We start from the raw sequence: 23149 nt of genomic DNA on the forward strand, positions 1-23149 counted from the left end.
AGGCTTTCCGCCTGCCGCGGGTGCTGTGCCGGCGGTAGCGTGTCGTGATCTTCAACCTGACAGGATCATGGCATGAGTGTTTTGACCGTGTATTTTTGCGGCACCGGGTCGCACCGATTCGACGACAAAAACCCCAACTTCTGGAATGGCGAGCTGGTTTCGACCCTCGCTTCAAACGACCAGGGCAAGGAGTATGCCCACTGGATCGCCGTCGATGGCCCGGGCAGTGGCAACCTGCAAGCCGATGAACTGTTCGTCGAACCCGGTGGTTATTACAACTGGAACCAGACCTTGTTCGGCAAAGGCTGGGAGGAGAACGTCCAGCACGCACTGCAGATCATCAAGGGGCAGAGCAACTGGCAGCGCACGGAACTGAGCGAGGAGGAGTATCAGCGCCTGAAGGCTGCTGGCATCCCTATCCCCAACTCGACGGCTACGGCGTCCTGGTTCTGGCGCACCTACAACTACGGCAATCGCAAGATTACCCCGCAGTTGCTCCAGGAGCAGATCATCAAGCAGTTTCGCAAGGAAGGCGTCATTCCCACCCAGGTCAACCTGGTGGGGTGGAGCAGGGGCGCCGTCAGCTGCCACATGCTGGCCAATGCCATGCTTGGCGACAGTGAGCTGAAAAAGCTTCCAGTGAATATATTCGCCATCGATCCGGTGCCGGGCATTGGTAACTTCGACCGCCATCGCGTGCAACTGGGCGAGAACGTCAAACAGTACGTAGGTTTCTTCTCCCGCGACGAGCGCTCCAAGGGCTTTGCCTGCGTAATTCCCAAAACCCATGACGCCACCCGTTGCCATGTCTACCCGATGCCGGGGCGCCACGCCACACTGGTGGGCAACGCGGCCGCCGACGGCGCCGCTGGCGGCAAGGTACTGGCCGAGCCCGGGCTGATCGTTCGCCATTTTGCCGAAGTCTGCCTGACCCGCTGGGGCGTCAAATTGCAGAAGATGCTTAATCTCAACGAACGTGACTTGCAGGCCTATCATCAGGTGCTTGAGCGTGACGAAAGCAAGTACCAGGCAATGCGCAAACATTCCTATACCTTGCTGACCGAAGCTGAAAAGGGTGAGCGCGCCGTTTCGCTGGGCAACCAGGGTACGGGTTTTTCAGCGGTGAAAGGCAGCGGTCTTATGCCTACCGAGGGCCTGGCTGCAGCCGTGAAATGGCAGGCATCGTCCTACAAGGAAATCCGTTAACGCCTGTTTTTGTGCTGGACAGCGCGGCGGTCGAGGCCCTATCTTCTGCTTCGGCCACCGCAGTGGCCAACGTCGCTCGGACGGTTCCGGGCGCTTACGTCTTCGAGGAAGCCATGGCTGACCAAGGTTCGCCGCGCCGTTTTGCGCGCATTGATCGTCTCCCCCCCTACGTCTTCAACATTACCGCCGAGCTCAAGATGGCTGCACGCCGTCGTGGCGAAGACATCATCGACCTGAGCATGGGCAACCCCGACGGGGCCACGCCGCCGCACATCGTTGAGAAACTGGTGCAGGTCGCCCAGCGCGAAGACACCCACGGCTATTCGACGTCCCGCGGCATCCCGCGCCTGCGCCGGGCGATTTCGCGCTGGTACAAGGACCGCTACGAGGTCGAGATCGACCCGGAAAGCGAAGCCATCGTCACCATCGGCTCCAAAGAGGGCCTGGCGCACCTGATGCTCGCCACCCTCGACCATGGCGACACCGTGCTGGTACCCAACCCCAGCTACCCGATTCACATCTATGGCGCGGTGATAGCCGGTGCCCAGGTGCGTTCGGTGCCGTTGATTCCGGGCGTGGACTTCTTTAATGAGCTGGAGCGGGCGATCCGCGAATCCATTCCGAAACCGAAGATGATGATCCTCGGCTTCCCGTCCAACCCGACCGCGCAGTGCGTCGAGCTGGACTTCTTCGAGCGGGTGGTGGCCCTGGCCAAGCAGTACGACGTGCTGGTGATCCACGACCTGGCCTATGCCGACATCGTCTACGACGGCTGGAAGGCGCCGTCGATCATGCAGGTACCGGGGGCCAAGGACATTGCCGTGGAATTCTTCACCCTGTCCAAGAGCTACAACATGGCCGGCTGGCGAATCGGCTTCATGGTCGGCAACCCCGAGCTGGTCAGCGCCCTGGCCCGCATCAAGAGCTACCACGACTACGGCACCTTCACCCCGCTGCAGGTCGCGGCCATTGCTGCCCTGGAAGGCGATCAGCAGTGCGTGCGCGATATCGCCGAGCAGTATCGCCAGCGCCGCAACGTGCTGGTCAAGGGCCTGCACGAGCTGGGCTGGATGGTCGAGAACCCCAAGGCGTCGATGTACGTCTGGGCGAAGATTCCCGAAGAGTATGCACACCTGGGCTCGCTGGAGTTCGCCAAGAAGCTGCTGGCCGAGGCCAAGGTCTGTGTGTCGCCGGGCATCGGCTTTGGTGACTATGGCGATGATCATGTGCGCTTTGCCCTGATCGAGAACCAGGACCGTATCCGCCAGGCGGTACGCGGTATTCGCCAGATGTTCCGGGCTGATGGCATCGGCAGCAAGCCGGCCCAGAAGTAAGCACTGACCCGGGCGCGGGTCAAACCTGTTCCTACAGCTGGAGCAGGTTTTTCCCGCGAAACAACCGTCCGTCAGCGGCGATTTATTTCTGCATTACCCCCCTTCTCAAACACCCGGCAAAGCATAGAATGGCGGCGGGTTTCTCCCTATAACGATAATCAACCTCCCCCCCTTCTCATCATGTCCGAACATAATCCTTGTTTGAACTGCGGCGCCTGCTGCGGGTATTTCCGTGTGTCTTTCTTCTGGGGTGAGTGCACGTCGGCGGGTGGTGTCGTGCCCGACGATCTGGTGGTCCAGATCAGTCCCAGCCGCGTTGCGATGATCGGCACCGACAGCAAGCCCTGTCGCTGCATCGGGCTTGAGGGCGAGATCGGCAAAGGGGTCAGCTGCAGCCTGTATGAACAGCGCTCAACCCCTTGTCGCGAGTTCGATGCGGCCTGGGTCAATGGCGAAGCCAACCCCAGCTGCGATGCCGCCCGTGCCGCCTATGGCCTGCCACCGCTGGAGGCCAACGAGCCAATCTGGCCGGACGAGGGCGCCGAAGTCGCCTGAGGCGCGACTTGAAGGTTACACTGCCGGGTTGATGAATCGGACAGGAGGTCCCGCGTGACCCGCATGTACAGTTTTCCCGCTGACCTGTGCCTCGAAAGCCCGCGCCTGCAACTGCGCCCGATGGTGGCCGAAGATGCTGCGGCGTGGTTTGCCATCATGGCCGACCCTCAGGTCATGCGTTACTGGAACCACGGCCCCTGGCAAGTGCTGGCAGAGGCTCAGGCAGCGCTGGCCGAAGACCGCGACGCATACGCCGCCGGGCAGATGCTCAAGCTGGGAATCTATCGGCGCGACAATAGCGAGCTGATCGGCATGACCCAGTTGTTCAACCTGGAGCCCACCTCGCGCCGTGGCGAAATCGGCTATTGCCTGGCCAGTTGCGCGCAGGGCCGTGGCTACATGGACGAGGCGCTGACCTGTTTCATCGATTACCTGGCCCATGGCCTGCACCTGCGCCGGCTGGAGGCCGAGATCGACCCGCGCAACCAGGGGTCGGCGCGTACCCTGGAGCGCCAGGGTTTCGTCCTTGAAGGGTTGTTGCGCCAGCGCTGGTGCGTGGCCGGAGAGCTTTCGGACTCGGGGCTGTACGGGCTGCTGCTCGATCAGGCGCCGCTGGACGGTTGAATCCTGACCGCTGCCTGGCGGTTGCGTTGCGGTCGGGCATCTGGATATTATTCGGAACAATTCTCACTTACACACTTGCGAGTGCGCCATGTCCGTCGCCGAGCCGCCGCTGCAACGCGCGATCCATACGCTGTATTGCGAGCACCATGGCTGGTTGTTCAACTGGCTGCGGCGCAAGTTGCGCTGTTCACAGCATGCGGCGGACCTGGCACAGGACACCTTTGTACGCATCCTCGGCTCGCGCGACACGCTCCTGGGTATTCGCGAGCCGCGTGCCTTCCTCAGTACCACGGCGCGACGCCTGATCATCGATCGGGCACGTCGCCAGCAGATCGAAGACGCCTACCTGCGCGAACTGGCCCTGACTGTCGAGGTCATGGAGGGCCATCAGTCGCCCGAGCAGATCCTCCTGACCCTGGAGGCGCTGGAGCAGATTACCTTCATGCTCGAGGGCTTGCATGAAAAGGCCCGCCAGGCCTTTGTCGACTATTACCTGGACGAGCTGAGCCAGGTGCAGATCGCCGAGCGCCTGCAGGTTTCGCCACGCATGGTGCGCAAGTACCTGATGCAGGCCCTGGTGCATTGCCACCAGGCCGTTAATGTTTGATTGCCGATGACGGCCCAAGCGTCAATCGAGCAGCACGCCGCCGAATGGATTTTGCGCCTGGGTGAGGGTGAGCTGAGTGAGGCAGAGCGCCAGGCGCTGGATGCCTGGCGTCGGCAGGACGCTCGCCATGAAGCCACCTTCACTCGCATGCAGGCGATCCTCGAACAGATGCATAGCCTGCGCCCGCAACGCCAGCCGGTGCGCGCCGCACTGCGCACGCCTGCAAATGCCCAGCGGCGCGCGCAGTACCCACGCCGGGTGCTGTTGGGCCTGGCTTTGCTGGCAGCACTGGGCGTGCCCCTGAGCCTGTCCGGCTGGCATCCGCAAAACCTGCTGGCCGACCTGCACACCGCGCCAGCGCAATGGCAGAGCCACACGCTGAGCGACGGCACGCGGGTCATCCTCGAAGGCAACTCGGCCCTGGACGTGCGCTTCAGCGCCCACGAGCGGCGTATCGAACTGTTGCGCGGCAAGGTGCTGGTGGATGTCGCGCACGACAGCAGCCGGCCTTTCGTGGTGGCCACCGCCGACGGCACGTTCCAGGCCCTGGGCACGCGCTTCGTGGTTGCCCGTGGCGGTGCCGGCAGCGAACTGACCATGCTCGAATCCCAGGTGATGGTGCGCAGTGCCGAGCAGGACAAGTCGCTGGCGGTGGCCAAAGGCGGGCGGGCCTGGGTTCGCCGGGATGACCTGGGGCTGCTGGCCAGTATTGATCCGGCCAGCGTTGACCAGGCCTGGCAGCGTCATCAACTGGTGGTTGAGCAATCGCCGCTGGTGGATGTCCTCGATGCCCTGGCCCGCCAGCGCCGCGGCCATCTGAGCTTCGACCGCAAGGCGCTGGCTGATCTGCGGGTGTCGGCAGTGCTGCCGCTGGACGACAGCGAGCGGGCCCTGCAACTGCTGGCTGAAGTGCTGCCGATATCGATTCATTCGCATACGGCCTGGTGGACGCGTATCGAGCGCCGCAGTGCTGATAAGTAATTGTTCGCGACTGGTTCCTCATTCTCATCTTGGCCCGTCCTTCTAGAAGCCAACATGATTAAACAAGGAGCCTTTTCACCATGCGCCGATTTACTGGCCGCCCCGTTTTGAGCCCTCTGGCGCTCTGTGTACAGCTGGCCTGCAGCGGCCTGCTGCTGACTGCAGTCGCTGTGCCAGCAATGGCCCAGGGTCAACAACAGCGCTTCGACGTGCCTGCCGGTGCGCTGAGCACAGCGCTCAACCGCTTCGCCCAGCAAGCCGGCGTCGCCCTGGCCTTCGATCCGGCTGATTTGGCGGGGCGTAACACAGCCGGCCTGCAGGGTAGCTTCGCCCTTGAAGACGGTTTTGCCCGCTTGCTCGAGGGCAGCGGCTACCGTATTGCCCAGGGTGACAACGGTTATGTGTTGCTACCGCAAGCCGCTGCACCGGCAGCCCAGGTGCTGGAACTGGGGGTCACCACGGTGGCCGGCCAGGGCATGGGCGAAAGTACGGAAAATACCGGCTCCTATGCCCCGGGGCTGATCAGCGTAGGCTCCAAGTCACCGACCAGCCTGCGCGAAACGCCGCAGTCGGTGGCGGTGATCACCCGTCAGCTGATCGAAGACCAGCAGCTCACCGACATCAACGAAGCGATGAAGGCGACACCGGGAGTGATTACCCAGAGCACGACTTTCCGCATCCAGGATTTCATCTCTCGCGGTTTTTCCATCCAGAACCTGCAGATCGATGGCGCCGCCCCGCAGGCGCTGGGCACGGCCATGGGCTCGTTCTATTCGTCGAACATCTTCGACCTGGCCGAGTTCGACCACGTCGAGGTGTTGCGTGGTAGCGGGGCCTTGTTCGGCGGCTCGGGCGACCCGGGCGGGATCATCAACATGGTGCGCAAGCGGCCGATGTCCGAGAACCAGCTCAAACTGAGCCTGTCGGCCGGCAGCTGGGACAACTATCGCCAGGAACTCGACATCACCGGGCCCATGGGCTGGGACGGCCGCTTGCGTGGGCGCCTGGTGGTGGCCAACACCGACCGCCAGTACTTCATCGACAAGCGCAGCACGGAAAAGCCGCTGGTGTACGGCGTGATGGAAGCCGACGTGAGCGATGACACCATGCTCACCTTCGGCGTGCGCTACAACAAGTCCCATGAGAACGGCACCAACGCCGCTGTGCCGCGCTACAGCAATGGTGCCGATCTGGGCCTGCCACGGCACACCGGCCTGACCCAGTCCTGGGCATTCACCGACACCACGGCGCGCGAGTATTTCGCCAAGGTCGACCATCGCTTCAACGACGACTGGAAACTCAACCTGTCGTACACCAACATCTGGGATGTGTCCTGGTTCAAGACCGCGTCGACCCTCAATGCGGTTGACCCGATCAGCGGCAGCGGCGTGACCTGGTACGGTACCCAGAGCCGCCAGGAAAACGAACAGCACCTGTACGACGTCAACCTGGCCGGCAATTTCCAGGCTTTTGGCCTGGATCACCAGCTGATACTGGGGGCTGACTACCAGCGCATCGACAGCCGCTGGCTGGGCACCGCGCCACATCCCGGCTTTGGCGGGCCGGTGAATGTCTTCGACCCCGACGCCACGCCCTGGCCGGAGCCTGCCAACCACACCGACTACAGCCGCGACTACAACCCCAACGCCCAGCGTCAGTACGGCCTTTACTCCAGCCTGCGCCTGCAACTGGCCGAACCGCTGCACCTGATCCTCGGTGCCCGCGCCCAGCGTTACCACTTCGAGCAGATGTACCAGACCCGCACCGGCGAGCAATGGAACGTGGCTTCGCAAGTCGACCAGCGCATCGGCACCAAGCTCACGCCGTTTGGAGGCGTGGTCTATGACCTTGATGACCAGTGGTCGGCCTACGCCAGCTACTCGCAGATCTACAAGCCACAGGCCAACAAGCTGGCCGGCCCGCAACCGGGCAGCCCGTTGCAGCCGATGACCGGCAAGACCTACGAGACCGGCCTCAAGGGCGAGCTGTTCGACGGCGCGTTGAACACCAACATTGCCTTGTACTACACCACCCGTGAAAACGAAGCGGTGCGTGACCCGCGCTTCACCTCGGCGAGCAATCTGTTTGCCGGCAGCTGCTGCTACCTGGACAACGGTGAAGTGGTCAGCAAGGGCATCGATATCGAAGCGTCGGGGGAACTGCTCCCGGACTGGATGCTGATCGGTGGCTATACCTTCAACCTCAATCGCAACCGCAGTGCCAATACCTCGCTGAGCACGGTGATGCCCAAGCACCTGTTCAAGCTCTACACCACTTACCGGCTGCCGGGTGTGCTGCAGGACTTCAAGGTTGGTGGCGGCGTGCAGGCGCAGAGTGCGACTTACGTATCCGGCACCACCAACCGTTTCAATGGCGATGGTTCAATCGCCGAGCGTGATGTGCCGTTCGACTTCACCCAAGGGGGGTATGCGACCTGGAGTGCTCTGGTCGAGTACAAGGTCGACGAGCACTGGGACCTGACCCTCAACGGCAACAACCTGTTCGACAAGAAGTACTACCAGACCGTGGGAACCTCCACCTATGGCAACTACTACGGCGACCCCCGCAACTTCATGCTGACCCTGCGCGGCACCTACTAAGCGCCGGGCGACTTTGCGCAGGCCACCGGTCTGCGCTATTGTCGCGCGCTCTTTTACCAGCAAGGATTGCCTGGTGCCGTTCAATTATCTGACCTTAAGCCTGGCCTGCTACCTCACCAGCCTGTTCCTCCAGGCCTGCGCCCGTGAGCACGATGTAATGCGCGGCATGCACGCCCTGGCCCTGGGGGTGTTGAACGGGTCCTTCTGGTTTGCCAACCCCCTGTATTTCGCCGCCCTGGTGATGCACCGTACCAAGCCGCAGGTAGCCCTGTACCTGGGCTGCGCGGCGTTGGCGCTCAGTGGCCTGATGGTGCCGCTGGGCTGGCTCGGCTTGACCCCGGTGCCTGATTCGGCCAACGGACCGGGGCTGCTGATCGGTTACTACGTGTGGCTGCTGGCGATGCTGGTGTTCATTCTCGGCCAGTGGCGTTACCGCCACGAACCTGCGGACAGCAGCAAGGTGCCGCTGCTGGGTTGGCCGGCCTGGGGGCTGGTCGCCGGCATCGTGTTGACCGTGCCGCTGGCCTTCACGCCCTGGAGTAAAGTGCCGTTTCGCTCGGCCCCCGAGCCAACCTCGTGCATTGAATGTGGAGGCAATTGATGGCCCGCTTTTACGTTGCGATCACCCTGGCGCTGTACCTGCTGAGCCTGAGTTGCAAGGCCATCCACCTGTCGGCCGATGGCTCTTTGCATGCCCTGCAGGTGCTGTTGCTCGGGCCTTGGGGCATCGTCATGCAGATCTACGGCTGGTTTGCCAACCCGTTGCTGGGGCTGGCGATCCTTGTGCACCGGCGCTGGCGCTGGCTGGCCCTGGTGCTTGGCCTCGGCGCCCTGTACCTGGGCCTCAGTGCCTTGATGGTGGAGCGCCTGCCCGACAATCACAGCTACAGCTTTCTCGACGTAACCGGTTTTGGCCCGGGTTATTACCTCTGGTTGCTGTCGATCAGCTTTTTCTGCGTCATGCAGGCCTGGTGGTGTCGGCAGGGGCTCAAGGGCGCGCAGCTACCCGGTTGGAATTGGCTGGATGGCGGCCTGGCAATCGTATTGAACATTGTCATCGTCTACGCCATCCAGACCCCCAGCCTGCACTTTCAGATAAAGAAAGTGATCGAACCGCCGCCGCCACCGATCGAGATCGACAAGGACGCCATCTAGCGGGCGGACGCCGAGGTTCCCCACTGCACTACCAGCATGCCGACCACGATCAGCCCGACCCCGGCCAGGCGCAGGCCGTTGACCGGGCGTTCGGGCAAACCCATCAGGCCCCATTGGTCGATGATCAACGACGACAGCACCTGCCCGGCAATTACGCAAACGATGAAGCCGGCGGCGCCCAGCCTTGGCGTCAGCACCAGTGCGGCGGTGATGTAGGCAACCCCGGCAACGCCGCCCAACCAGGCCCACCAGGGCGCTTGGGCCAAGGCATTGAGTTGCGGCAGCGGCGCGCGCAAAACCAGTAATGCCGGGATCACCATCAGCACACTCACCGCCAGCGACACCAGCGACGCCCACAACGGGTGCCCGAGCAGGCGGCCGAGCGCTGCGTTGCTGCCGGCCTGGAAGGGCACGGCGGCGCCGGCCAGCAGGGCGATGGTCAGGGGCAGCAAGGTGGCGGTGATAGCGGGCAGGTTCATGGCATGGCTCTCAAAAGTGGCTTGCCAAAGTCTTTGCTATCCATCCCAATAATGGAAATTCGAATGCTGCACAGGAGTTATTCGTCTGATGGATGATCTGCGCCGGATCGACCTCAACCTGCTGTTGACCCTGCACGCGCTGCTGGCCGAGCAGCATGTCTCGCGCGCGGCCTTGCGCCTGCATCGTAGCCAGCCGGCGGTCAGCCATGCCCTGGCGCAACTGCGTGAGCTGTTCGGTGATCCGTTGCTGGTGCGTCGCGGTGGTCGTCTGCACGCCACGGCGCGCGCCCAGGCCCTGATCGAGCCTTTGCAGCAGGCGCTGGAGCAGCTCGACGGCTTGCTCGGCAGCCCCGGTTTCGACCCGCGTCGGGCGCAGCGCAGTTTTCGTCTGGCGATGTCTGATTACGGCGCGCGGGTAGTGTTGCCCGGCTTGATGCGCATGTTGCGCGAAGAGGCGCCGGGGATCGATCTGATTGTCACCCAGGGCAGCCGTGAGGCCATGCTCGGCCAGCTGTTCGACGGCGAGGCCGACCTGGCTCTGGCGGTGTTTCCGCAAATGGCCGAGGAGCTGCGGGCGCAGACGCTGTTTGAAGAGTCCTTCACCTGCATCGCCGATCGCAGCAGTTTGCCTGTGCGGGGCGGCCTGAGCCTGGATGCGTGGCTGGCACGGCCGCATGTGCTGGTGGCAGTGCGTCCGGGTATCGACAACGAGATTGACCTGGCGCTCCAGGGCATCGGTGCCCGGCGCCGGGTGGCGCTGGCCTTGCCCCATTGGACCGCGGCCCAGGAAGTGATTGCCGGCACCGACCTGATCCTGACCGTGGCCCGCCGCAGCCTGGACAGCGGTGCGCTGGATTCACGCCTGCGCAGGTTTGCGCCACCATTGGCAATCAAGCCCTTTGCCTTCCAGCAGGCCTGGCATCAGCGCCGCGAAGGGGAGGCGGGGCATCGCTGGTTGCGCGAGAAGGTGATGCAGGTGTGTCAATATGGCCGGCCTGATCGCGGGGCGAGTCGAGGCGTCGCACCGCCGCTCCCACCCAAGAAGGAGTTCGCAGAATGAAACATCCATTTTTGCTTGTCGGCCTGTTGGTCTGTTGTTCTTCAATAGCCCAGGCCCAGGACGAATACTCACAGGCCTACAGCGCCTGCATGAAAACCGCCGAATCCACCCTGGCCATGAACAACTGCAACGGCGCCGAGATCAAACGCCAGGACAGCCGCCTCAACAGTGCCTACAAAAAGGCCATGGCCGGCCTCGAAGGGCCGCAGCAAACCCAGCTGCGTGAAGCCCAGCGGGCCTGGATCAAGTACCGCGACGCCAACTGCAACCTGTATTACAGCCTCACCGGCGGCACCATGGATCAGCTCAATGGTGCCGGTTGCATCCTCGGCAGTACCCGCGACCGCGCCGATGAACTGCAGGCCTTGCTGCAGCCTTGAGGTCAGCGCCGGGGGGCGCGAGCACGCAGGTACTCGCGCACTTCGCGCTGGTCGCCGGCAAACTCGATACGCTCGGCCTTGCTCTGGCGCTGGTAGGCGTACATCGGGTCGTAGTACTCGTTGAGCAGGCCGCTGATCCAGGCTCGGTGCAGGTCCACCTCACCCGTGTGAAGCTGCTCTTGCAGCGCTTGCTCGAGTAACGCCGACAGCCGCTGATAACGCTCGCCGCCGAGGCGCTTGAGGATGTTAGCCATGCTTTGGGTCAGGCGTTCGGCAAACTGCGGCAGGCCGTTTTCATCTCCGTGCAAGGCAACGAACTCGGCGCTCAGGTCGATCACGTAATCGCGCAGAATCCGCTCGACCCGGTTGTCAAAGCTGTCTTCCAGCCACACCAGCGGGTAGTGCTGCATGCCCTGGTAAAGCTCCAGCGGGAGGGTGCAACTGCCGACGATGCGGCCCTCATCTTCGAGTACAAATTGCTCGACGCCGCGTGCGCGTTTTTTCAGTACGTCGATGGCCAGCTGGTTCTCGAAGTCGATCTGTGCCGGCTGGCCGGTAGCGCGTTTGCCGAAGCTTGAGCCGCGGTGATTGGCGTGGCCTTCCAGATCAAGCGCATTGTCCAGCGTTTGCAGCACCTCGGTCTTGCCGGTGCCGGTGAGGCCGCCGATCAGCACGAAGTCACAGTCGGTTACCGCTTGCTGGGTGGTATGCAGCAGGAAGTTGCGCATCGCCTTGTAGCCGCCGACCACCTTGGGGTAGTGGATACCGGCTTCAGCCTTGAGCCACTGCTGGGCGATCTGCGAGCGCAGGCCGCCGCGAAAGCAGTAGAGGTAACCCTCGGGGTTGGCCCGGGCGAAGGCCGCCCAGGCGGCAATGCGTTGTTCCTTGAGCGGGCCGCTGACCAGTTGATGGCCGAGGTCGATGGCGGCCTGCTGGCCCTGCTGCTTGTAGCAGGTGCCGACCTTCTGCCGTTCAAGGTCGTTCATCAGCGGCAGGTTGATCACGTGGGGGAAGGCGCCCTTGCCGAATTCGACCGGGGCGCGCATGTCCATCATGGCTACATCGTTAAGAAACAGCTGGCGGTAGTCGGTGCAGTTGTCGCGCATCAAAGCACCTCAACTGCATGGCTCTGTCGCTCGACCAGCTCGCCGATTGGCGCCAGGTTCAGGCCCAGTTCGCCGGCCACGGCGAGAAACTCCGCTTCACCCTCTGGCGCCACCGCCACCAGCAGGCCGCCGCTGGTTTGCGGGTCGCACAGAAGGTGCTTTTGCTCGTCGCTCAGCGCGGCGATTTTTTCGCCATAGCTGTCGAAGTTGCGCAGGGTGCCGCCCGGAACGCAGCCCTCACTCAGGTAGTGCTCAACGCTCGGCAGGCGGGGCACCGCGCTGTAGTTCAGGCGGGCGCTGAGGCCGCTGCCGTCGGCCAGTTCCACCAGGTGGCCGAGCAGGCCGAAGCCGGTGACGTCGGTCATGGCCTTGACCCCGGCCAGCTTGCCGAAGCGGCTGCCCGGGGTATTCAAAGTGCACATCCAGTCGCGGGCCAGGCCCTTGTCCTGGTCGCGCAGCTTGGCTTTTTTCTCGGCGGTGGTGAGGATACCGATGCCCAGCGGCTTGGTCAGGTACAGGCGACAACCGACGGTGGCGGTATCGTTGCGCTTCATGTGGCGCTTTTGCACCACGCCGGTCACGGCCAGGCCGAAGATCGGCTCGGGGGCATCGATGGAGTGGCCCCCGGCGAGCGGAATACCGGCCTCGGCGCAGACGGCGCGGCCGCCACGGATCACTTCACGGGCCACTTCCGGGGCCAGCACGTTGACCGGCCAGCCAAGAATGGCGATGGCCATCAGCGGGTCACCGCCCATGGCGTAGATGTCGCTGATGGCGTTGGTGGCGGCGATGCGGCCGAAGTCATAGGGGTCATCGACGATGGGCATGAAAAAGTCAGTGGTCGAAACCACACCGCGTTCGTCATCGAGGGCATAGACGGCTGCGTCGTCGCGCGAGGCGTTGCCGACCCAGAGCTTGGGGTCCAGGGCCTGGGTGCCGCTTTCGGCGAGGATCACCTCGAGCATCTTCGGAGAGATCTTGCAGCCACAGCCGGCGCCATGGCTGTACTGGGTCAGGCGAATCGGCTCGCTCATACGCACCTCGAAAATTCGTGAAGGCCCGAGTGTAGCAAAGCTGGTCTTTACGCCGATGCCTCTTATAATTTCCGGAGTGGCCCGTGTGGCCCTTTCCCCGCTATTGAACCGGAGAATCCCCATGCTCAAACGTCCCCTGGCGCTGTTTGCCGGCCTGGTATTGTCGTGCTCGTCCTACCTGGCCATGGCGGCCGACATACTGCGAGTCAGTGCCATCCCTGACGAAGCGCCGACCGAACTGCTGCGCAAGTTCAAGCCATTGGGCGAGTACCTGGAGCAGAAGCTGGGGATGAAGGTCCAGTTTGTGCCGGTGGCCGACTACCCGGCGGTGGTCGAGGCGCTGGCCACCGATCGCCTGGATCTGGCCTGGCTCGGCGGCTTTACGTTCGTCCAGGTACATCTCAAGGACCCGACCGCTACGCCTTTGGTGCAGCGCGAACAGGATGCCAAGTTCACCAGCAAATTCATCACTGCCAATCCTGATGTGAAGAGCCTTGCCGACCTCAAGGGCAAGACCTTTGCCTTCGGTTCTGTTTCGTCCACCTCGGGCAGCCTGATGCCGCGCTACTTCATGCTCAAGAATGACAACATCAAGCCGGAGAGTTACTTCAGCCGCGTTGCCTATTCCGGTGCCCACGACGCCACTGCCGCCTGGGTCCAGGCCGGCAAGGTCGACGCCGGCGTGCTCAACGCCAGCGTCTGGGACAAACTGGTGGCCGCAGGCAAGGTCGATACCAACAAGGTCAAGGTGTTCGCCACCACCCCAAGCTACTACGACTACAACTGGACCGTGCGCGGCAGCCTCGAGCCGGCACTCAAAGCCAGGATCAAGCAGGCCTTCCTCGACCTTGATCCGGCCAAACCTGACGACAAAGCCATCCTCGACCTGCAGGCTGCGAGCCGCTTCATCGAAACCAGCCCGGATAACTACAAGGGCATCGAAGAGGCCGCGCGCGCCGCCGACTTGCTGAAATGACCATCCGTTTGCGCGGCGCCAGCCTGCGCCACGGCCAGGTCCAGGCGCTGCACGGCATCGACCTGCAGGTTGGCGTCGGCGAGCGGGTGGCGATCATCGGCCCGTCGGGCGCGGGCAAGTCGAGCTTGCTGCAACTGCTGGGCACGGCCATCGCGCCCAGTACCGGCAACGTAGAGCTGCTCGGCGTGACACCCTGGCGCTTGTCGGCCGCTGCGCTTCAGCGCCTGCGCGCGCGCATCGCCCTGATCCACCAGACGCCGCCGTTGCCACCACGCCAGCGGGTGGTAACTGCAGTGCTGGCCGGGCGCCTGGGACAGTGGAGCACCTTGCGCGGGCTGCTCAACCTGCTGCACCCGACGGATGTCGCCGGTGTGCGTGAGGTGCTGACGACCCTTGGCATGGCCGAGAAGATTTTTGTCCAGTGCGGGCAATTGTCCGGTGGCCAGTTGCAGCGGGTCGGCATTGCCCGCGCGTTGTACCAGCAACCGCAGATTTTGCTGGCTGACGAACCGGTCTCGGCGATGGACCCGGTGCTCGCCGAACACAGCCTGAAAACCCTCAACCAGCATGCCAGCGAACGCCGCGTGACCCTGATCGCCAGCCTGCATGCGGTAGAGCTGGCGCTGGCGCATTTTGCGCGGGTTATCGGTATTCGCGAGGGGCGCATCGTCTTTGACCGCCCGGCGAGCGAGGTGTCCAGCGCCATGCTCGATGCCTTGTATGCCAACGAGCAACTGCTGCCGCCGGCGTTACCGCTGCCGGCCTTGAACCTGCAGATTCCCCGATGCTGAAGGCCGATCGCCGTGACCCGGCGGCGTTGCCCAGGCTGTTGCTGGCGCTGCTGACGATAGCCTTGCTGTGGCCGGGTATCCGCCTCAGCGAGCTCAACCCTGGGGTGCTTCTGCAGGCCGATAACCGCCGGGAGATGGGTAATTTTGTCAGCGCCTTCTGGCCGCCAGCCCATGAAGCGGACTTTCTTCGGCTGCTGCTTGAGGCCACCTTGCAAACCCTGGCCGTAGCCACCGCCGGCATGACCCTGGCGTTGCTGCTGGCGATCCCGGCCAGCCTGCTGGCCAGCCGGGCGCTGTCGTTGCGCGCCGCTTCCCGTGGCGGTCGCCTGGGCTTCTGGTCGCGCACCCTGCGTCTGCCGGTGCGCGGCCTGTTGATCTTTTTGCGCAGCGTGCCGGAGATCGTCTGGGCGCTGCTGTTCGTGCGTGCCGTGGGCCTGGGCCCGACCGCCGGGGTGCTGGCCATCGCCATCACCTACAGCGGCATGCTTGGCAAGGTCTATGCCGAGATTTTCGAATCGGTCGACCAGCGCCCGGCGCATGCCTTGTTGCAGACCGGCAGCAGCCGCTTGAGCGCGTTCTGCTACGGCATCCTGCCGACTGCGGCGGCGGAGCTGGTGTCTTATACGGTGTACCGCTGGGAGTGTGCGATCCGTGCCTCGGTGGTGATGGGTTTTGTCGGTGCAGGGGGGCTCGGCCAGCAGATCGACCTCTCCATGCGCATGTTCGCCGGCGCCGAGGTGGCGAGCATGCTGCTGACATTTCTGTTGCTGGTATGGCTGGCCGACCAGCTCAGCCGCCTGCTGCGCGGGAGGTTGGCATGAGAGTGCTGATCAATACCGCGCTGGTGCTGGCACTGGTGGCGGCGGTGGCAGCTTCGTTCGCTTACTTAAGTCTTGATCTGCAGGCGCTGTTTGGCAACGGCGGGTTAGGGCAGATGGGCGCTTATGCGCTGCGCTTCCTCAGCCCCGACCTGAGCCCCGAGCACCTGCGGGCGGTCGCCAAGGGCGCATTGGAAACCCTGGCCATGTCGGGCCTGGGTACTTTGCTAGCGGTGGTGCTCGGGCTGATGCTGGCCTTGCCTGCCGCCGGGCGGTTCGGCTGGCCGCTGCAAGGCGTTGCGCGCCTGCTGCTTAACGCCCTGCGCGCGATACCAGAGCTGGTGTGGGCGGCCTTGACTGTCCTGGCCGCGGGCCTTGGGCCCAATGCCGGGACCCTGGCCCTGGCTTTGCACACCTCAGGTGTTCTCGGCCGGCTGTTCGCCGAGGCACTGGAAAACGCCCCGCCAGAGCCGGCTGCGGCCATTCGTCTGCAAGGCGGCAGCCAGGTCACTGCATTCTGCTTCGGCACCTTGCCTAACCTCTGGCCGCAGATGCTTGCCTACAGCCTGTACCGCTGGGAAAACAACATCCGCATGGCCAGCGTGCTGGGTTTTGTCGGTGCCGGCGGCCTGGGGCAGATGCTCTACACCACCCTGAGCCTGTTCCAGGAAGCCCGGGCCAGCACGGTGATCATCGCCATGCTGGTGCTGGTGTTGCTGGTCGATGCCTTGAGCGATGTGCTCCGGCAGCGCTTTGTGCGGGCGTGAAAGCCGCAGGATGATCAGGGCTTGGGCAGATCATGGCTGGCCCATTCCAGGTAGCGGATGATCCGCTCCTTGTAGTGCAGGTGATCACGCACCACCATCAAGCCGAACCACAGCACCAGCAACACGGCGAAGGTCAACAGGATGACCAGGTTGCCTTTGCCGAACGCCCACAGCTCGGTGAGCTTGGCCTTCTCGGCGGCGATGGTGGCGAGGAAGGTGATGATCGCCACGAACATCGCGTTCTGGGTCAGGTTCAACGACTTGGGCGGGTTTTCGGAGATCTTCGCAAACGCCGCGATCTCGCCAGCCTGGGCTGCACTGACAGCGTTCTGCTCAAGCATCTGCAGGAAATGCGCGTAGCGCAGGTAGCTGTCGCGCTGCAGCAGCGGCTGGCTGGCGATGGCGTGGCGTTGATACAGGCTTTTGAACTGCTCGGCGACAAAGTACTCACGGGCCAGCAACATCGCCCACATGCACAGGCTGGTGCTGAGCATCACCGTGACCGGGCCTAGGGGGTGCTGTTGCACGCTGAACGAGGCGCTGACCACCAGAATGGTTGCCAGCACCACCAGCCAGGTCGGCAACAGGTGCGGGGCCAGCGGATTGTTGCGGATGGCGTGCCAATAGTTCGGACGGCTGCGTTTGTAGAGCTGCAGCATTTCGCTCCATTGTTGAAACATCGTTACCTCATGGGCAGGGGCTTACCTTGAGGATAACGGCCGCGCCGGGGAAATCATCACTGGGTTTTGGCGGATGTGTTCTCGGCTTGCTGCAAACCCAGTCTCGCGGACAACCTGGTAAGGCTTGCAGGGCCGACTGTTTCAGTGCACATGGAGTGATCCTCGAGTCGGCTGCGCCGCCAATCGCCGGCAAGGCCGGCCCCCCACAGTGGACCTGTGTTCGCCGAACCCTGCGTGAGCTGGCCTTGCCAGCGATCGAACGCGAAGCGCTTGCTATCAGTGGGCTACCGGAACGCAGGCCAGTGCCTGTTCAACTCGCCAGCGCGCAGCTTCCATCTCGTGCAGGGCAGTACGCACCAGCGCCTGTCCATGCAAATCGGGATGCATCAACACCGCTTGCTGGCCAACAGCCAAAGCACAAGTCAGATGCTCGCCGGCCTGTACGAGGATGTCTTCAAGGCAATGAGGGGAATCGGTGGGGAGAAGCGGGGGATCGGGGACTATTTTCAGCATGGTCAACTCCTAAGTCATCGGAGCTACCACCTGCCGCTGTCAAACGAAAGGGTGGCAGCTGTACGCGGGTTGACAGACCAGGGACTTAGGAACCCGGCGCACACGAATGTGCCCCACGTACAGCTGCCATATCGACAGCTGTAGCGCCTAAGTGTGAAACGGTCTGTCAAAACCGGTCGTTGATTTGGCAACGACCGGCCAAGACTAGGCAGCTAGCGACGCAGGCGCAACAACTGAAGTGCCTGGGGATTATGCTTGGGAAATGGACTACACGAAACAGCGAAACAGCGGTATTCACACCGGACTAGTGGGAGCGGGCTTGCCCCGCGATGGGGCCAGTGCAACTTGCGCATGATGGCGGCTGCAGGATTGATCGCGGGGCAAGCCCGCTCCTACAGGCACTGCGCATCCCGCTGCATTGATTCCAGGTTCCGTTCGATGGTTTCACAGATGCTATCCATCTGAATCTGATGCTCACTGATCCGGAACGGGCTCTGCAAATCCGTGCCGATGCGCTCGATGGCCAGCAGCATAAACCCCACCACGGTCGACGCCAGCGGGGTAAACCAGCCCAGCGATTCGACCAGCCCGATCGGTACGATCAAACAGAACAGCGAAATAAACAGCCGCGGGAAATACACGTAAGGGTAGGGCAGCGGTGTGTTGGCGATGCGCTCCATGCCGCCCTGGCTGTTGGACAGGTCGACCAGGGTCGATTCCAGCCGCGCCAGGCGAATGCTGTCCAGGCGCCCGGCCTTGTATTCGCGGGTTAGCAGCGCCGCAGAGCCGGTGAGGATGTCGTTGGCGAAGTTGTTCGAGCGGCTGCGCCGGGCGAATTCTTCGGGCGGGATGAAGGCCATCAGTTCATCCGGGCACGGTTCGCCGCGAAGGTGTGCGGCCAGGCAGTTCACATAGGCGATATGGCGGCGCAGCAACGTCGTCTTGATCGGATTGACGCCGTCATCCAAATCATCGATCAGCGTCAGCACCTGGCGTGCGAAACTGCGTGAACTATTTACCAACCCGCCCCACAAGGTGCGCGCTTCCCACCAGCGGTTGTAGGCGCTGCTGTTGCGAAAGCTCACCAGCACCACCAGCGCTGAACCGAGCAGGGTCAGTGGCATCAGGGGCAGGGTGAACTTGCTGTTGAAGAACAGCATGAAATCGATGGTTACCAGCACGTCCCAGATCAGCAGCCAGAACAGCGACCAACCGACGTAGCCGAGGGTTTTGACGATCAGGCGGTATTTGCGGGCAATGGCGTCTTTCACAGGTGAACCTCGAACGGCGAATGCACAAGATCGGACGCCCTCGCACGCTCAAGGTTCGTTCCAGCTCATCGATCGGCTACAGCGCCTGCTTCATCTGCACCAATGCGACCCGTGTATTGCCGGGGCCCTCACGTTCGACGATGGCAAAAGGCTCAAAGCCCAGCTGTGGATAAAGCAGCAGCCCGGCGGCATTGCTGTTGAAACACGACACCTGCACCTCGCGCGCTTCGAACTGGCTGCGAGCCAGCTCGATCATGCTCTGCACCAGAAAACGCGCCACGCCATGACCGCGCGCGGCGGGGGCCACCACCACATTGCCGAGGGCGCACACGCCGCCGTGCTCGGCCTTGTAGAAGTTGGCAAAGGCCAGCAGCGTACCGTCGCCCTCGACCACAGTGGAGCCGCTGCGCTGGGCGATGGCCTCGCTCAATTGCGCGGGTGTCAGCGGGTACGCAGCTTTGGGGAACATGTAGAACAGCTCGTCAGGGCCTTGGGGGAAGCAGCAGATGGCAGCGATGTCCTGAGGCTGGACGGGGCGGTGGGTCAATTGCATGGCGCGACTCGATCAGCAAATGAGGGGAACAGTGATCCTACACACTTCGACAAAGCTGGTAATGGAATCCCCACGCTGCGCCAGGGTCCACCTTGATAAGGTGCCCTTCGGCTGCATCGACCCACAAGGAGCAACATCATGAAAGCACTTCTGTTCACCGCCGCCCTGGCAACAGCGGGCCTGGCTCAGGCCCAGACCGTGGAAATGGCCCTGGTGGGCGCCGACGGCAGCGCCAAACCGGTCGGTACCATTACCCTTGAGCAGAATAAGTACGGCACTTTGCTCACGCCTGACCTGCGCGACTTGCCGCCGGGCGTACACGGCTTTCACCTGCACGAAAACCCCTCCTGCGCACCGGCCACCGCCGACGGCAAGACCACGCCGGCAGGTTCTGCGGGCGGGCATTGGGACCCGCAGCAGAGTAAAAAACACCTGGGTCCGTACGACGATGCCGGGCACAAGGGCGACTTGCCCGCCCTGTATGTCAGCGCCGACGGCACCGCCCGCTACCCGGTCCTGGCCCCACGCCTGAAGGCCGACGAGTTCAAGGGCCATGCGCTGATGGTGCATGGCGGCGGCGATAACCACAGCGATCACCCGCAGGCGTTGGGTGGTGGTGGGGCGCGGATTGCGTGTGGGGTGGTGCAATAAAGGGCTATCCACTGCGCAATGTGCTAGGCCTGCACGTGTTGCAATAACGGACTTTCACTGAGGTGCATCATGATCTGCAAAAACGCCATGCGTCCGGTACACCCAGGGGAAGTCCTGCGCGAAGATTTTCAGAGTGAGTTGGGTGTTAGTGTCGCCGCTTTGGCTCGCGCGTTGGGCGTGTCTGCCTCTGCGATAAATGCGGTTCTTTCTCGGCGTCGCGGCGTTTCGGCAGACATGGCCTTGCGCCTCGCCACTTGCCTGGACACTACGCCGGAGTTCTGGCTCAACCTGCAGACGGCGTTTGACCTGCGCACGGCCGAGTTGAATCACGGCGATGAGATCCACCGGCAAGTGCGGCGCCTGGTGGCTTGTGCTTGAATTGCCGGGCACAAAAAAACCGACCCTGGGGTCGGTTTCTTTTTGCGTTTGGTGCCCCGAGGGAGACTGGAGTATTCCATATAATCCGCAGCCTACAGCCGGATTATATAGTTAGGGATACACGCGGGGATACAGCTTGCTTGGGCCTATGACTGCACAATCCTAGATCTGGGCATAAACGACCTGTAAACCCCGCTGTGCTTTCCTTGGAGAACCTAGCTGGTGTGGCAAGGGTTGCAGCAATAGTAGCAACCATTAATTCGTAGTGTGGGATTTGCCCCTCGTGCGGCGCTAACAGCACCGGTACAGGATAGGTGATTTCCGAGTGATACCTGATTCTCCAGCAGCGGCATGAATGTGCATCCAGTCGTCGTGTTGTGCACTTCGTAGTCGCCGTTGGGTTGAACGTTTCTGTTCACGATAAATGATTGCATTTGCTAGTCCTCGCTTCCGTGTGTCGGATCGGTAATGACTCACATTTTTAACCATGTCTGTTGTGCTGGCTGAGGTGCGCGATAACCAGCAGGGATGGAGGTTAGCTGGAGGATGGCAGAAAGCAATCAGTCGCCAAAATGCCGCCGGGGCCCCTGGGACTATCTGAAGGGCACGGGGTCGGAAACCCTCGCCGTCTTGCTAGAGGCTGGTCGGTTGACGATGGTTGACAGTTGACGAGGTTGACGGTCCCCGAGGAGATGGGTCAGTAGCCAGGAGAATAATTGATTGGGTTCACCACCCAGACGGGTGTGTTCACCCGATTCACCTGTTCACTAAGCTGGGCACCCTGGTGCTAACAAAGTCCCGCGGGTTTCCGACCCCGTATGTGTCTCATTTGCTCAGGGTCCCCCGGCTCCTGCTGGAATCTCTTCGCTGATGGTGCTCATTGCCGATGGGGGGCGGGGTGGACATCTTAAAAGACGTGTAACTGGTGTTTCAGGTGTGACGTTTATAAGCAAGTTATTGATTTTGTTGTGAAAAAACAAGGTCACACCGTTTTGTATCGCGCAGAGTGTGCGGTGTAACGATAGCGAACTGTGTAACGTCTTTAGCCCGAGTTTTCCGTGAACATTGCGAAATCACTGGTGGTAGGCTTTGCTGGAGGCCTGCTGCCAACTCTCTTTGGATTGATCCTGATTCCCGTCTAATCCTGACAGAGAGCCCACCCCTATGAATCCTCACCGTGCTGCATCCCTTCGTCCTGGACAATTCAAACACCTGATCCGCGTAGCCTCTGTCACTGGCCGCATGCCGGAGCGTGATGTGATGTTGTTGTGGCTCACGCATACCACCGGCATTCGTGTCACCGAGTTGGCTTTGCTGGAGATTGGCGACGTGCTGTATGCCAGCGGTGCTATCAAGCCCGAGGTCTACTTGCGCGCAGACATCACCAAAGGCTGTCGGCCGCGAAACGTGTATCTGACTCATGCTCGATGCCTTGCCGCGCTTGATGCGTGGTTTGGCGTGCGCGCTCGGCGCCGCTGGGGGCTTTCAGGCATAGATGAGTATCGAGGATTCCGGCCAGGCTCAAAGCTGGTCATGACACACAAAGGGCAAGCCTTTGAACTGGCATTCAAACATCGCCAGCTGGACAGCGGGCCGGAGGTGTACCAAGCCTGTGATTCATTGCAGCAAACTATCAGCAGGTTATACCGACAAGCGGGTATCAAACAGGGCTCCTCGCATAGTGGCAGGCGCTCGCTTGCTGCAAAAATCTTGGCCGCCACCGGCGATGTCGAGATAGTGCAGACCATGCTAGGGCATGCATGCTTGGATCACAGCAAGCCTTACCTAACGGTGGATATGCAGGCAGTTCGGCGTGCATTTGAACTTGCGCTGGCATAGTGATATCGACGACTCTTTTTACGTTTGAATGCCATGGATAGCAAAACGCGAGGAATCAGAGTTGAAATTAGGGAACGAAATACCAGTTGATGCTACTGCCGCTCGGGTGATTTCAGGCGGTGAGTCGTTTGAGTTCAGGGCGAATGAGACTGACCAGGACTCCGATCTACCGTTACCGATAACGGCGCCGACTAAGGCTCAGTTATTGAATCCCTCGTTCAAAGACTTCACATCCATTCGGCTGGGACGGCTGGTTGTAATCGGGATTTCTGCCGACAGAAAAGCTCGATGGGTTTGTAAATGCGTATGTGGATGCTACGTACTACGCTCCACTGCTGCGATCAAGGCTGCAGCGCCTGATGCGGCATGCACACAGTGCTACCTGTTGGCCGTGGCCAAACGGAAGGATTTTGAGCGTCGTACTGGCCGAGAGTCTCATACGCGTTCCTTCTTGAAGTAGTTAATTGACGAGGAAATTACTTTGAGTAACGAGTTATTTATTGGGGACCTGGCTGAGAAAGGAGTGACTTTTCAGGCGACTCATGCAGGTCCATATGGAAGTAAATCCATCCCGCTGCCCGCCGAAGACGTTGTTGCTTACTCCCGTGATCCGGTGGAGTACACCGCTAAATATTACGGTGTGACAAAAAGTCAGTACCTCAGTTGGCATCGTTCTTCTTATTGCGTCTACTGTGCAGATGCCACAGTAGAAGGCAATCCCTGCCGAAATATTATTACAGGGGGGAATGCTATCGATTCACCCAGCAGATGGGTAGCTCTGCTAGGCGGTT

The 23149-nt window shown here is 61.9% G+C and carries 24 protein-coding genes and 1 pseudogene; 18 read left to right on the forward strand and 7 right to left on the reverse strand.

Annotation, left to right across the window (positions count from 1 at the left end):
* Window positions 1-72 precede the first annotated feature (72 nt).
* From LOY34_RS04250 to LOY34_RS04290, 9 genes are all read left to right on the forward strand, one after another.
* Window positions 73-1206 (forward strand): hypothetical protein, encoded by a 1134-nt coding sequence (locus tag LOY34_RS04250; protein WP_258664309.1) that lies wholly within the window; start codon window positions 73-75, stop codon window positions 1204-1206.
* 113 nt (window positions 1207-1319) lie between these two features.
* A complete protein-coding gene (gene alaC, locus LOY34_RS04255; RefSeq protein ID WP_045196146.1) occupies window positions 1320-2540 on the forward strand; it encodes an alanine transaminase in 1221 nt (406 codons plus the stop codon).
* A gap of 180 nt (window positions 2541-2720) precedes the next feature.
* Window positions 2721-3095: a YkgJ family cysteine cluster protein gene (locus LOY34_RS04260; protein ID WP_045196148.1), complete on the forward strand. Its 375-nt coding sequence runs from the start codon at window positions 2721-2723 to the stop codon at window positions 3093-3095.
* Between the two features lie 54 nt (window positions 3096-3149).
* On the forward strand, window positions 3150-3719 hold the full coding sequence (locus LOY34_RS04265; protein WP_045196150.1) for a GNAT family N-acetyltransferase: 570 nt from the start codon (window positions 3150-3152) through the stop codon (window positions 3717-3719).
* 88 nt (window positions 3720-3807) lie between these two features.
* A complete protein-coding gene (locus LOY34_RS04270) occupies window positions 3808-4326 on the forward strand; it encodes a sigma-70 family RNA polymerase sigma factor (protein ID WP_045196152.1) in 519 nt (172 codons plus the stop codon).
* Between the two features lie 6 nt (window positions 4327-4332).
* The gene (locus LOY34_RS04275; RefSeq protein ID WP_195885694.1) at window positions 4333-5307 is read left to right on the forward strand and encodes a FecR domain-containing protein; all 975 of its coding nucleotides are present in this window, start codon (window positions 4333-4335) and stop codon (window positions 5305-5307) included.
* A gap of 80 nt (window positions 5308-5387) precedes the next feature.
* Window positions 5388-7907 carry a TonB-dependent receptor gene (locus tag LOY34_RS04280; protein ID WP_258664310.1) on the forward strand — a complete coding sequence of 840 codons (2520 nt, stop codon included), beginning with the start codon at window positions 5388-5390 and terminating at the stop codon, window positions 7905-7907.
* 73 nt (window positions 7908-7980) lie between these two features.
* Window positions 7981-8508, forward strand: coding sequence for a hypothetical protein (locus LOY34_RS04285; protein ID WP_052676506.1), 528 nt, complete (start codon window positions 7981-7983; stop codon window positions 8506-8508).
* On the forward strand, window positions 8508-9062 hold the full coding sequence (locus LOY34_RS04290; RefSeq protein WP_195885696.1) for a hypothetical protein: 555 nt from the start codon (window positions 8508-8510) through the stop codon (window positions 9060-9062). Before LOY34_RS04285 ends, LOY34_RS04290 begins: the two co-directional genes overlap by 1 nt.
* On the opposite strand, the gene LOY34_RS04295 is transcribed toward LOY34_RS04290, so the two are convergent.
* A complete protein-coding gene (locus LOY34_RS04295; RefSeq protein ID WP_045196159.1) occupies window positions 9059-9541 on the reverse strand; it encodes a DMT family transporter in 483 nt (160 codons plus the stop codon). The genes LOY34_RS04290 and LOY34_RS04295 overlap by 4 nt on opposite strands.
* An 88-nt stretch (window positions 9542-9629) precedes the next feature.
* On the opposite strand from LOY34_RS04295, the gene LOY34_RS04300 reads away from it, so the two are divergent.
* Together LOY34_RS04300 and LOY34_RS04305 are read left to right on the forward strand one after the other, a co-directional pair.
* Window positions 9630-10601 carry a LysR family transcriptional regulator gene (locus LOY34_RS04300; RefSeq protein ID WP_258664311.1) on the forward strand — a complete coding sequence of 324 codons (972 nt, stop codon included), beginning with the start codon at window positions 9630-9632 and terminating at the stop codon, window positions 10599-10601.
* Window positions 10598-10981 (forward strand): lysozyme inhibitor LprI family protein, encoded by a 384-nt coding sequence (locus LOY34_RS04305; protein WP_093388055.1) that lies wholly within the window; start codon window positions 10598-10600, stop codon window positions 10979-10981. Before LOY34_RS04300 ends, LOY34_RS04305 begins: the two co-directional genes overlap by 4 nt.
* A 2-nt stretch (window positions 10982-10983) precedes the next feature.
* Here LOY34_RS04305 and mnmH read toward each other — a convergent pair whose 3' ends face one another.
* Together mnmH and selD are read right to left on the reverse strand one after the other, a co-directional pair.
* Window positions 10984-12087, reverse strand: a complete 1104-nt coding sequence (gene mnmH / locus LOY34_RS04310) for a tRNA 2-selenouridine(34) synthase MnmH (RefSeq protein WP_195885698.1) — start codon at window positions 12085-12087, stop codon at window positions 10984-10986.
* Window positions 12087-13121, reverse strand: a complete 1035-nt coding sequence (selD, locus tag LOY34_RS04315) for a selenide, water dikinase SelD (RefSeq protein ID WP_045196165.1) — start codon at window positions 13119-13121, stop codon at window positions 12087-12089. The genes mnmH and selD overlap by 1 nt, the downstream gene beginning before the upstream one ends.
* A gap of 121 nt (window positions 13122-13242) precedes the next feature.
* Here selD and LOY34_RS04320 point away from each other — a divergent pair, with 121 nt between their 5' ends.
* The 4 genes and pseudogenes from LOY34_RS04320 to phnE all read left to right on the forward strand — a co-directional run bounded on the left by LOY34_RS04320 (window position 13243) and on the right by phnE (window position 16473).
* Complete coding sequence (locus tag LOY34_RS04320) at window positions 13243-14097, forward strand: putative selenate ABC transporter substrate-binding protein (RefSeq protein ID WP_195885699.1); 855 nt, start codon at window positions 13243-13245, stop codon at window positions 14095-14097.
* Window positions 14094-14628, forward strand: a pseudogene (locus tag LOY34_RS04325) (phosphonate ABC transporter ATP-binding protein); the annotation flags it as partial. The gene LOY34_RS04320 and the pseudogene LOY34_RS04325, both read left to right, overlap by 4 nt.
* A gap of 253 nt (window positions 14629-14881) precedes the next feature.
* On the forward strand, window positions 14882-15709 hold the full coding sequence (locus LOY34_RS04330) for an ABC transporter permease (protein ID WP_195885700.1): 828 nt from the start codon (window positions 14882-14884) through the stop codon (window positions 15707-15709).
* Window positions 15706-16473: a phosphonate ABC transporter, permease protein PhnE gene (gene phnE / locus LOY34_RS04335; protein ID WP_093388070.1), complete on the forward strand. Its 768-nt coding sequence runs from the start codon at window positions 15706-15708 to the stop codon at window positions 16471-16473. Before LOY34_RS04330 ends, phnE begins: the two co-directional genes overlap by 4 nt.
* 14 nt (window positions 16474-16487) lie before the next feature.
* Here the strand turns inward: phnE and LOY34_RS04340 are convergent, their stop codons facing one another.
* The 4 genes from LOY34_RS04340 to LOY34_RS04355 form a co-directional block, all read right to left on the reverse strand.
* On the reverse strand, window positions 16488-17153 hold the full coding sequence (locus LOY34_RS04340) for a hypothetical protein (protein ID WP_195885701.1): 666 nt from the start codon (window positions 17151-17153) through the stop codon (window positions 16488-16490).
* Window positions 17154-17429: 276 nt separating this feature from the next.
* Window positions 17430-17666 carry a hypothetical protein gene (locus tag LOY34_RS04345; protein ID WP_195885702.1) on the reverse strand — a complete coding sequence of 79 codons (237 nt, stop codon included), beginning with the start codon at window positions 17664-17666 and terminating at the stop codon, window positions 17430-17432.
* A 392-nt stretch (window positions 17667-18058) separates the two neighbouring features.
* Complete coding sequence (locus LOY34_RS04350) at window positions 18059-18937, reverse strand: bestrophin family protein (RefSeq protein ID WP_195885703.1); 879 nt, start codon at window positions 18935-18937, stop codon at window positions 18059-18061.
* Window positions 18938-19013: 76 nt separating this feature from the next.
* Entirely contained in the window at window positions 19014-19490 is a 477-nt protein-coding gene (locus tag LOY34_RS04355; RefSeq protein WP_195885704.1) for a GNAT family N-acetyltransferase, read from the reverse strand.
* 138 nt (window positions 19491-19628) lie between these two features.
* On the opposite strand from LOY34_RS04355, the gene sodC reads away from it, so the two are divergent.
* The 3 genes from sodC to LOY34_RS04370 all read left to right on the forward strand — a co-directional run bounded on the left by sodC (window position 19629) and on the right by LOY34_RS04370 (window position 22358).
* A complete protein-coding gene (sodC, locus tag LOY34_RS04360) occupies window positions 19629-20141 on the forward strand; it encodes a superoxide dismutase family protein (RefSeq protein WP_093388085.1) in 513 nt (170 codons plus the stop codon).
* Between the two features lie 72 nt (window positions 20142-20213).
* Window positions 20214-20519 (forward strand): HigA family addiction module antitoxin, encoded by a 306-nt coding sequence (locus tag LOY34_RS04365; protein WP_045196588.1) that lies wholly within the window; start codon window positions 20214-20216, stop codon window positions 20517-20519.
* 1164 nt (window positions 20520-21683) lie between these two features.
* Window positions 21684-22358 (forward strand): site-specific integrase, encoded by a 675-nt coding sequence (locus tag LOY34_RS04370; protein WP_258596490.1) that lies wholly within the window; start codon window positions 21684-21686, stop codon window positions 22356-22358.
* The last annotated feature ends 791 nt before the right edge of the window (window positions 22359-23149 follow it).

Origin of the sequence: Pseudomonas sp. B21-009, assembly GCF_024749345.1 — a bacterium.
Taxonomy (GTDB): Bacteria; Pseudomonadota; Gammaproteobacteria; order Pseudomonadales; family Pseudomonadaceae; genus Aquipseudomonas.

Excerpts from the sequence above, each read along its gene's own strand:
- LOY34_RS04250 (WP_258664309.1), top strand. The coding sequence starts at position 73 with ATGAGTGTTTTGACCGTGTATTTTTGCGGCACCGGGTCGCACCGATTC.
- alaC (WP_045196146.1), top strand. The coding sequence starts at position 1,320 with ATGGCTGACCAAGGTTCGCCGCGCCGTTTTGCGCGCATTGATCGTCTC.
- LOY34_RS04260 (WP_045196148.1), top strand. The coding sequence starts at position 2,721 with ATGTCCGAACATAATCCTTGTTTGAACTGCGGCGCCTGCTGCGGGTAT.
- LOY34_RS04270 (WP_045196152.1), top strand. The coding sequence starts at position 3,808 with ATGTCCGTCGCCGAGCCGCCGCTGCAACGCGCGATCCATACGCTGTAT.
- LOY34_RS04275 (WP_195885694.1), top strand. The coding sequence starts at position 4,333 with ATGACGGCCCAAGCGTCAATCGAGCAGCACGCCGCCGAATGGATTTTG.
- LOY34_RS04280 (WP_258664310.1), top strand. The coding sequence starts at position 5,388 with ATGCGCCGATTTACTGGCCGCCCCGTTTTGAGCCCTCTGGCGCTCTGT.
- LOY34_RS04290 (WP_195885696.1), top strand. The coding sequence starts at position 8,508 with ATGGCCCGCTTTTACGTTGCGATCACCCTGGCGCTGTACCTGCTGAGC.
- LOY34_RS04295 (WP_045196159.1), bottom strand. The coding sequence starts at position 9,541 with ATGAACCTGCCCGCTATCACCGCCACCTTGCTGCCCCTGACCATCGCC.
- LOY34_RS04300 (WP_258664311.1), top strand. The coding sequence starts at position 9,630 with ATGGATGATCTGCGCCGGATCGACCTCAACCTGCTGTTGACCCTGCAC.
- LOY34_RS04305 (WP_093388055.1), top strand. The coding sequence starts at position 10,598 with ATGAAACATCCATTTTTGCTTGTCGGCCTGTTGGTCTGTTGTTCTTCA.
- mnmH (WP_195885698.1), bottom strand. The coding sequence starts at position 12,087 with ATGCGCGACAACTGCACCGACTACCGCCAGCTGTTTCTTAACGATGTA.
- selD (WP_045196165.1), bottom strand. The coding sequence starts at position 13,121 with ATGAGCGAGCCGATTCGCCTGACCCAGTACAGCCATGGCGCCGGCTGT.
- LOY34_RS04320 (WP_195885699.1), top strand. The coding sequence starts at position 13,243 with ATGCTCAAACGTCCCCTGGCGCTGTTTGCCGGCCTGGTATTGTCGTGC.
- LOY34_RS04330 (WP_195885700.1), top strand. The coding sequence starts at position 14,882 with ATGCTGAAGGCCGATCGCCGTGACCCGGCGGCGTTGCCCAGGCTGTTG.
- phnE (WP_093388070.1), top strand. The coding sequence starts at position 15,706 with ATGAGAGTGCTGATCAATACCGCGCTGGTGCTGGCACTGGTGGCGGCG.
- LOY34_RS04340 (WP_195885701.1), bottom strand. The coding sequence starts at position 17,153 with ATGTTTCAACAATGGAGCGAAATGCTGCAGCTCTACAAACGCAGCCGT.
- LOY34_RS04345 (WP_195885702.1), bottom strand. The coding sequence starts at position 17,666 with ATGCTGAAAATAGTCCCCGATCCCCCGCTTCTCCCCACCGATTCCCCT.
- LOY34_RS04355 (WP_195885704.1), bottom strand. The coding sequence starts at position 19,490 with ATGCAATTGACCCACCGCCCCGTCCAGCCTCAGGACATCGCTGCCATC.
- sodC (WP_093388085.1), top strand. The coding sequence starts at position 19,629 with ATGAAAGCACTTCTGTTCACCGCCGCCCTGGCAACAGCGGGCCTGGCT.
- LOY34_RS04370 (WP_258596490.1), top strand. The coding sequence starts at position 21,684 with ATGAATCCTCACCGTGCTGCATCCCTTCGTCCTGGACAATTCAAACAC.